The sequence below is a fragment of the Sulfurihydrogenibium yellowstonense SS-5 genome (assembly GCF_000173615.1).
Classification (GTDB): Bacteria; Aquificota; Aquificia; order Aquificales; family Hydrogenothermaceae; genus Sulfurihydrogenibium; species Sulfurihydrogenibium yellowstonense.
This window is the reverse complement of record NZ_ABZS01000074.1, coordinates 1-7,769: the sequence shown is the minus strand read 5'-3', so window position 1 is coordinate 7,769 and position 7,769 is coordinate 1. Positions and strand designations below refer to the sequence as shown.

6 protein-coding genes and 1 other RNA gene are annotated in these 7,769 nt (G+C 33.5%); 5 read left to right on the top strand and 2 right to left on the bottom strand.

The annotated features are described in order from the left end of the window. On the bottom strand, positions 1 to 113 hold a 113-nt coding region (locus SULYE_RS08025; protein ID WP_007546824.1), incomplete at its 3' end, for a redoxin domain-containing protein. Positions 114 to 422: 309 nt separating this feature from the next. After that, entirely contained in the window at positions 423 to 818 is a 396-nt protein-coding gene (gene tsaE / locus SULYE_RS04165; protein ID WP_007546823.1) for a tRNA (adenosine(37)-N6)-threonylcarbamoyltransferase complex ATPase subunit type 1 TsaE, read from the bottom strand. Positions 819 to 891: 73 nt separating this feature from the next. On the opposite strand from tsaE, the gene dapA reads away from it, so the two are divergent. The 5 genes from dapA to ssrA form a co-directional block, all read left to right on the top strand. Then, positions 892 to 1,773 carry a 4-hydroxy-tetrahydrodipicolinate synthase gene (dapA, locus tag SULYE_RS04160; protein ID WP_007546822.1) on the top strand — a complete coding sequence of 294 codons (882 nt, stop codon included), beginning with the start codon at positions 892 to 894 and terminating at the stop codon, positions 1,771 to 1,773. Positions 1,774 to 2,168: 395 nt separating this feature from the next. Then, positions 2,169 to 4,427, top strand: coding sequence for a phosphoribosylformylglycinamidine synthase subunit PurL (purL, locus tag SULYE_RS04155; RefSeq protein ID WP_007546821.1), 2,259 nt, complete (start codon positions 2,169 to 2,171; stop codon positions 4,425 to 4,427). 4 nt (positions 4,428 to 4,431) lie between these two features. Continuing rightward, complete coding sequence (locus SULYE_RS04150) at positions 4,432 to 5,979, top strand: ATP-binding protein (RefSeq protein ID WP_007546819.1); 1,548 nt, start codon at positions 4,432 to 4,434, stop codon at positions 5,977 to 5,979. Next, on the top strand, positions 5,979 to 7,277 hold the full coding sequence (locus SULYE_RS04145) for an amidohydrolase (RefSeq protein ID WP_007546816.1): 1,299 nt from the start codon (positions 5,979 to 5,981) through the stop codon (positions 7,275 to 7,277). Before SULYE_RS04150 ends, SULYE_RS04145 begins: the two co-directional genes overlap by 1 nt. Positions 7,278 to 7,569: 292 nt before the next feature. Further along, positions 7,570 to 7,769, top strand: a transfer-messenger RNA (tmRNA) gene (ssrA, locus tag SULYE_RS08820); the annotation flags it as partial.

The following is a 7,769-nucleotide window of genomic DNA, read 5'->3' as shown; positions in this document are numbered from 1 at the left end:
CCTTTTATTGTTTCCAACGTAGGGTCGGATAAAAGTTCAAAATTTATGTTGTATTTATGTTTAAACTCTCTATGTTCTTCAACCGTGTCTTGGCTAATTCCTATTACAATCACACCTTAAATGGGCATTCAGACCTATTGCGTTTAAATTTTTCATCAGCCATAACTTAAATTTAGCTCCTATGTGTTACACATTTACAGTAAATTATAACATAAGATATTATAAAATCAAATTTTCTACAAGAGTGTTCCAAAATTCTCGTAAGCTTACCTTTCCGTGTTATCCTGAGGCTGTAAGTCGAAGGATCTCTTTTTTTAAAAATTTAGGAAAAAGGAGATTCTTCGCCGGCTGTAGAATGACATCTTTGAGGTCAAGATTCTTCGCCGGCTACAGATTGACGATGCAGGCTTTTATAAGCAGCTTCATTGACTAATCTCAAAAATACGAGAATCATCCTCTAATGGCTCAATTTTTATTTTAATAATTTTACAATCATCGCATCTTACTTCAAATTTTGGCCATTCAATTATAATTAAACCATTGCCAATTAAATCAGAAATATCGATATCATTAACTCTATACATATCGATGTGATAGATATCAAAATTTGGACTTTCATATTGATTCATGACTGTAAAGGTTGGAGAGGTTATATCTTCATCAACTCCAAGATTTTTTAGTAAATACTTTGTAAATGTAGTTTTACCAGCTCCAAGGTCTCCTTCCAGGAGTATTATCTCATTTCCTTTTAGATTTTTAGCAATCTCTTTTGTTAGTTTATCTAATTCTTCCAAATTCTTTACTATGATTCTTTCCATTCAAAAACCTTAAAAAATATTTATAGAATAAGTTATAATTATTTTAACATTTCAAACTTGGAGGCTTTTTATTATGTTTTATGGCTCTGTTGTTGCTTTAATTACACCATTTAAAGATGGTACGCTCGATAGACAAGGATTAAAAAGATTAATAGAATTTCATATAGAAAATGGAACAGATGCTATAGTTGTAGCAGGAACAACAGGAGAATCCCCCACTTTAACATATGAAGAACATGAATTGTTAATAGAGCTTGCGGTTGAGTATGCAAACAAAAGAATTCCAATAATTGCCGGTACGGGTGCAAACTCAACTCATGAAGCCATTACTCTTACAAAGTTTGCAGAAAAAGTAGGGGCTGATGCTTCACTGCAAGTTGTACCATACTACAACAAACCAACACAAGAAGGTATTTATCAACATTTCAAAGCAATTGCAGAAGAGACAAGCATACCACTAATTTTATACAACATACCATCAAGGACCGGCGTTGATATGCTGCCTGAAACATTTGCAAGATTGTATAGCGACTTTCCAAACGTTATTGGAATAAAAGAAGCAACAGGTAATGTAGCGAGGGTTTCAGAAACTATATCCTTGACAAATGAAGATGTTTTAATATTATCCGGAGATGATGCATTAACACTACCGATGATGGCAGTAGGTGCAAAGGGCGTTATATCTGTAGCTAATAACATAATTCCAAAAGAAATATCTCAGATGTGCAAGCTTACATTAGAAGGAAAGTTTGAAGAGGCTAAAAAAATTCATAATCAGTATTGGGATTTATTTAAAGTTTTATTCATTGAGACAAATCCAATTCCTGTAAAAACAGCTGCATATCTCATGGGCTTAATAGAAAGCTTAGAATTAAGACTTCCACTTTATACAATGTCTAAATCTAACGAAGAGAAATTAAAGGAAGTTCTCAGAAAACATTCGTTAATAAAGTGAGGATGGCATCTTTATAGAATCTAAAAAGAGATTCTTCGGACTTACAGTCTTAAGATGACGCATAAAGTGAAAGTAGAAATAATTCATGAATTACCATTACAGAAAAGGGTGAGAATTTGGAAGATAATGTATTGTCATTCTCAGCCGCCGAAAAATTTCTTGTTTTTACTCAATTTCTCACCCCAATACATTCTTCAATTCATTCTATCTAAACACTTATATAGCTTTTACACAATAACGTACCAAAAAATATATATAAATCCAAGCTCTTTTAGATAACAGATTAAAATTGTCCTTATTTACCTTTTCAAAATTTTTTAATAATTTTTACAGCCTCGTCCCATAACTCTACAAATGATATAATAATTTTCAATTAATAAAGTCAGGAGCAATCAATGGAAGAAAAAATTTTAAAAGCCCATGGGTTAAATGTTGAAGAATATAAAAGAATTGTAGAGCTGATAGGTAGAGAACCAAACGAAATAGAGCTTGGAATTTTTGGAGCTTTGTGGAGTGAGCATTGTTCATATAAATCTTCAAAACCATTTTTAAAAGTATTTCCAACTAAAGCTGACTGGGTTATTCAAGGACCGGGTGAAAACGCTGGAGTTGTTGAAATAGATGATAAATATGCAGTTGCTTTTAAGATAGAGTCTCATAACCATCCATCATATATTGAGCCATTTCATGGAGCAGCAACAGGTGTTGGTGGAATTATCAGAGATATATTATCAATGGGTGCAAGACCAATAGCTTTAATGGATAGTTTGAGATTTGGAGATATAAGAAAAGATGGCACAAGAAAAGGAATAAAAGATGCTAAGCCTATTGTTAAAAGAGTTGTTGAAGGAATTGGATTTTATGGCAACTGTATAGGAGTTCCTACCGTAGGTGGTGAGGTTGTATTTGATGAAGTTTATGCAGGAAATCCACTTGTAAATGCTTTCTGTCTTGGAGTGTTAGAAAAAGACAAAATATTTAGAGCAAGAGCTACAAAAATAGGTCAAAAATTGGTAATGGTAGGGTCTTCTACCGGAAGGGATGGTATCCATGGTGCAACGATGGCATCGGCAGAATTTAGTGAAGAAAGCGAATCAAAAAGACCAAACGTTCAAATCGGCGACCCATTCTTTGGAAAGAGATTAATTGAATGTACGTTAGAAGTTATGGAAAAAGGATTAATAGAAGGATGTCAAGACTTTGGAGCTGCGGGACTTGCAGGTTCAACTTCAGAGTTTGGGGCAAAATCCGGAATGGGTGTTAAGGTTTATCTTGAAAATGTTCCACTTAGAGAAGAAGGAATGACGCCTTACGAGATATTATTATCAGAATCTCAAGAAAGAATGCTTTATGCAGTAAATGATGAAAATGTAGAAGAAGTTATAAAAATAGCTAAAAAACATGGACTTGAAGCAGCAGTAATTGGAGAAACAACAGATACAAAAAGAATGGAAGTATTCTACAAAGGAGAAAAGGTTGCAGACCTTCCAATCTCAGCCATTGTAGATGATGCACCCGTGTATAATAGACCAAGAAAAGAGCCTGAGTATCTAAAGCAAGTCAAATCATTCAATCAAAATGACCTTCCTGAAGTAGATTTAGCTGAAGCCATAAAAAAAGTTTTATCATCTCCAACAGTTGCTAAAAAATCATGGGTATACTCTCAATACGACCATGAAGTAGGAACAAATACAGTCTTTAAACCCGGGCATGACAGTGCAGTTTTAAGATTAAAATGGGTGGTTAGACCGGAAGTAAAAACAGAGAAAGGAATAGCAATATCTTCTGATGGAAATGGTAGAATCGTCTACTTAGACCCATACGAAGGCGGAAAAAGGGTTGTAGCTGAAGCTATTAGAAATGTTTATATAACAGGAGCAAAACCGCTTGCAATAACAGATTGCTTAAATTGGGGAAATCCAGAAAATCCAGAAATCATGTGGCAGTTTGAACAAGCTACAAAAGGAATGGCTGATGCATGTAAAGAGCTAAATACGCCGGTCATCAGCGGAAATGTATCATTATATAATGAAACAGTATTGTCAGATAAGAGAATAAACGTATATCCAACGCCAATAGTGGTTGCAGTAGGAGTATTAGATAAAGTAGAAGAAGCAATACCGTCATTCTATCAATCAGCGGGAGACTTGATAGCAATCGTTGGAGAAACAGAAAAAGAGCCAAACATAGCAGGAAGTGAGTATTTAAAAGAAATCTTTAATACAGTAGCGGGAGACATTAGACAAATTTGCCTTGAAACAGAAAAAAAATTGATGGAATTTATCCATAAAAATAAATATAAAATCAAATCAGCCCATGATGTTAGCGATGGTGGACTAATCACAGCTTTATTAGAGCCAGCATTTAGAGAGGGTCAAAAACTTGGTTTAGAGTTAAACATAGAAACAAAATACAGACCGGATTTTGAACTCTTTGACGAGCTAAGGTCTATCGTAGTTATATCATTAAAAAAAGATGATTTGAAAATATTAGAAGAAGAGGCTAAAAAATTAGGATTAGGCTTCAAAGTTGTCGGTAAAGTTTTAGAAGAAGATAAGATTTTACTAAAAGTTAATGGTAAAGTCATACTTGAAGAGCCTTTAAGCAATTTGAAAAATTTGCATGAAAATGGATTTAGTAAATTAATGGTTTAGCTTTATGAAGAAACTACCTATAGGCATTCAAACTTTTGGAAAGATTATAAATGAAAACTGCTACTATGTAGACAAAACACCTTTCATAAAGAAATTAGAACAAGGTGGATACTATTTTTTAAGTAGACCAAGAAGATTTGGAAAATCTTTGTTTTTGGATACAGTCAAAGAAGCATTTTCGGGAAATAAAGAGCTATTCAAAGGCTTGTATATCTATGACAAATGGGATTGGAGTAAAAAACATCCGGTAATAAAAATTGATTTTACAGAAGGAAATATTAAGACACCGGAAGATTTAAAAATAAAACTAACAGAAATGTTTATTAGCCTACAGAGAGAGTTTGACGTTGAGATTACTTTTCAGACATTTAGCGGTAAACTCGGCGAGCTTATTTATGCTTTGTATAAGAAATATAACCAACAAGTGGTGGTTTTAGTAGATGAATATGATAAACCAATCTTAGATGCAATAGAAAACATAGAGTATGCAAAAGAAAATAGAGAAATATTAAAAGACCTTTATTCAGCATTGAAAAAAGCAGACCCATACATCAAGCTTGCATTTTTAACAGGAGTATCAAGATTTTCTAAAGTATCTATTTTCAGTGGATTAAACCAGTTAAGAGATATAACACTAAGTCCTGAATTTGCTACTATTTGCGGATATACACAAACAGATTTAGAAGCTGTATTTGCAGACAGGATAAAAGATTTTGATAAAGAAGAAGTAAAAAAATGGTATAACGGCTATAGCTGGCTTGGAGAAAAGGTTTACAATCCTTTTGATATTCTACTGCTTTTTGCAGAAAGACAATTCCGTCCATATTGGTTTGAAACAGGAACGCCTACGTTTTTAATCAAACTTTTTAAACAATACAATTATTATTTACCAGAATTAGAAAACTTAGAAGTAGGAGAAGAGCTTTTATCTAATCTTGATATTGATAGTTTGTATGTGGAAAATCTACTATTTCAAACAGGATATCTGACAATAAAAAATGTAGAAAGAAGACTATACAGAGAAGTTTATACACTCTCATATCCAAACTATGAAGTAAAAGTAAGTTTAAATAATTTCTTTTTGCTACATTTTGTTCCTGACCGTAGCTTAAAGGATAAGACAGAAAATGAGTTAGAAAAAGCCTTAAGAGACAATCAAATAGAAAAACTCAAAGACATCTTACACAGATTTTTTGCAAGCATACCATATGATTGGTATAGGAAAAATGATTTAGAAAGCTATGAAGGCTTTTATGCATCTATTGTCTATGCCTTATTTAGTGGAGCAGGATTTGAAACAATCGCAGAGGATACTACTAATAAAGGTAAAGTAGATTTAACAATAATCTACAACAACAAAGCGTACATCATAGAGTTCAAAGTAGTAGAAGACCAGCCAGAAAAAACAGCTTTAAAACAGGTTGAAGAGAAAAAATATTATGAAAAGTATTTAGGAAAGTATGAAGAAGTTTATTTGATTGGAATTGAGTTTGGCAAGAAAGATAGAAACATAGCGGATTTTGATTATAAAAAAATACAGGAGGCAGATTGATGTTTGATTTGTTAATTAAAAATGCTTGGGTCTTAACAATGGATGAAAGCTTTACAGAATATAAAAATGGATATATTGCGATAAAAGATGGAAAAATCGCAGAAGTAGGAGAAAATAAAGAGAATTTAGAAAGTAGAGAAGTGATTGATGCAAATGGAAATATTGTATTACCCGGATTTATAAACACACATACCCATGCTGCAATGGCACTGCTTAGAGGATATGGAAGCGATAACCCTTTAAAAGTGTGGCTTGAACAGTATATTTGGCCAGTTGAAGGAAAGTTTGTTAGTTACGAGTTTGTAAAAGATGGTACAGATATAGCATGTTATGAGATGTTAAGAAATGGTATTACATGTTTTGTTGATATGTATTTTTACGAAAATGCAGTAGCTGATTCTGTAAAATCCGCACATATGAGAGCTGTGTTGACTACCGGAATTCTTGATTTTCCTACTCCAGGAGCAAAAACACCAGACGAAGGAATCCAAAAAACCATAGATTTTATAAAAGAGTATAAAAATGATGAGTTTATATATCCAGCAATTGGACCACATGCACCATATACGTGTAGTCCTTCAACGCTACAAAAATCCATGCAGGTTGCAGTAGATTATGACGTTGCATATCACATACACGTATCAGAAACTTTACATGAAGTTGAAGATATAAAAAACAGATATGGCGATACACCTGTAAAACATCTAAACAATATTGGAGTTTTAAATGATAGAGTTTTAGCAGCCCATATGGTTCATCCTACAGATGAAGAGGTCGAGCTGTTAGCAGAAAAAAATGTTAAGATTGCCCACTGTCCGGAGAGTAATTTAAAATTAGCATCAGGAATTGCACCCGTTCCAAAAATGTTAGAAAAAGGAGTAATTGTTTCTTTTGGAACTGACGGAACAGCCTCAAACGATGACCTTGATATTATCGGCGAGCTTTCTACCGCTGCAAAATTACACAAAGGATATAACTTAAATCCAACAGTTTTACCTGCAAAACAAGTTTTAGCAATGGCAACAAGAGATGCAGCAAAAGCAATTAGATTAGACAAGAAAATAGGAAGCATAGAAGTTGGTAAGTACGCAGATTTAATAATAATTGATATAAATCAACCACACTTACAGCCACTTTTTGACCCATACATACAAATAGTCTATTCATCAAAAGGCAGTGATGTTGATACTGTATTAATAAATGGAAAGGTTGTAGTTGAAAACAAAGAAGTTTTAACTGTAGAAAAACAAAGAGTTTTATCAATAGCTAAAAAGTGGAGAGAAAAGATTTTAAGTTAAATATTAAGATGGTGTTTTAAATTTTGCCGAGAGTGTTCCAAAATTTTTGCAAGTTTACCTTTCCGTCATCCTGAGGACGAAGTCCGAAGGATCTCTTTTTTGATTTTTTGACTTGAAAAGAAAAATATAAGATTCTTCGCTTTGCTCAGAATGACAACGTGGATTTTTGCAAGCAGTCTCAGTAAATAGGCGAGTATTTGTTGGTAAACATTAAAATGAACGAATTTATGATTGGATTACACAAACTCTTGAAATTATTTTAAATTTAAATATATTATTATCAATTGAATATGGGGGCGATACGGGTTCGACGGCAAACGGTGAGCGAAGGGAAGCATGCCGTAGAAGGTCACTACGTAAAAAACCAAAACAAAACAATTCCCGAACGCGAAATCGCTCTCGCTGCTTAATTAACGCAGCGACGTCCTACCTGGCTTGCCCGTAGGCTGGGATAGGGCGTAAGACATACGGGATAGAGCCTTTCCAACCTCC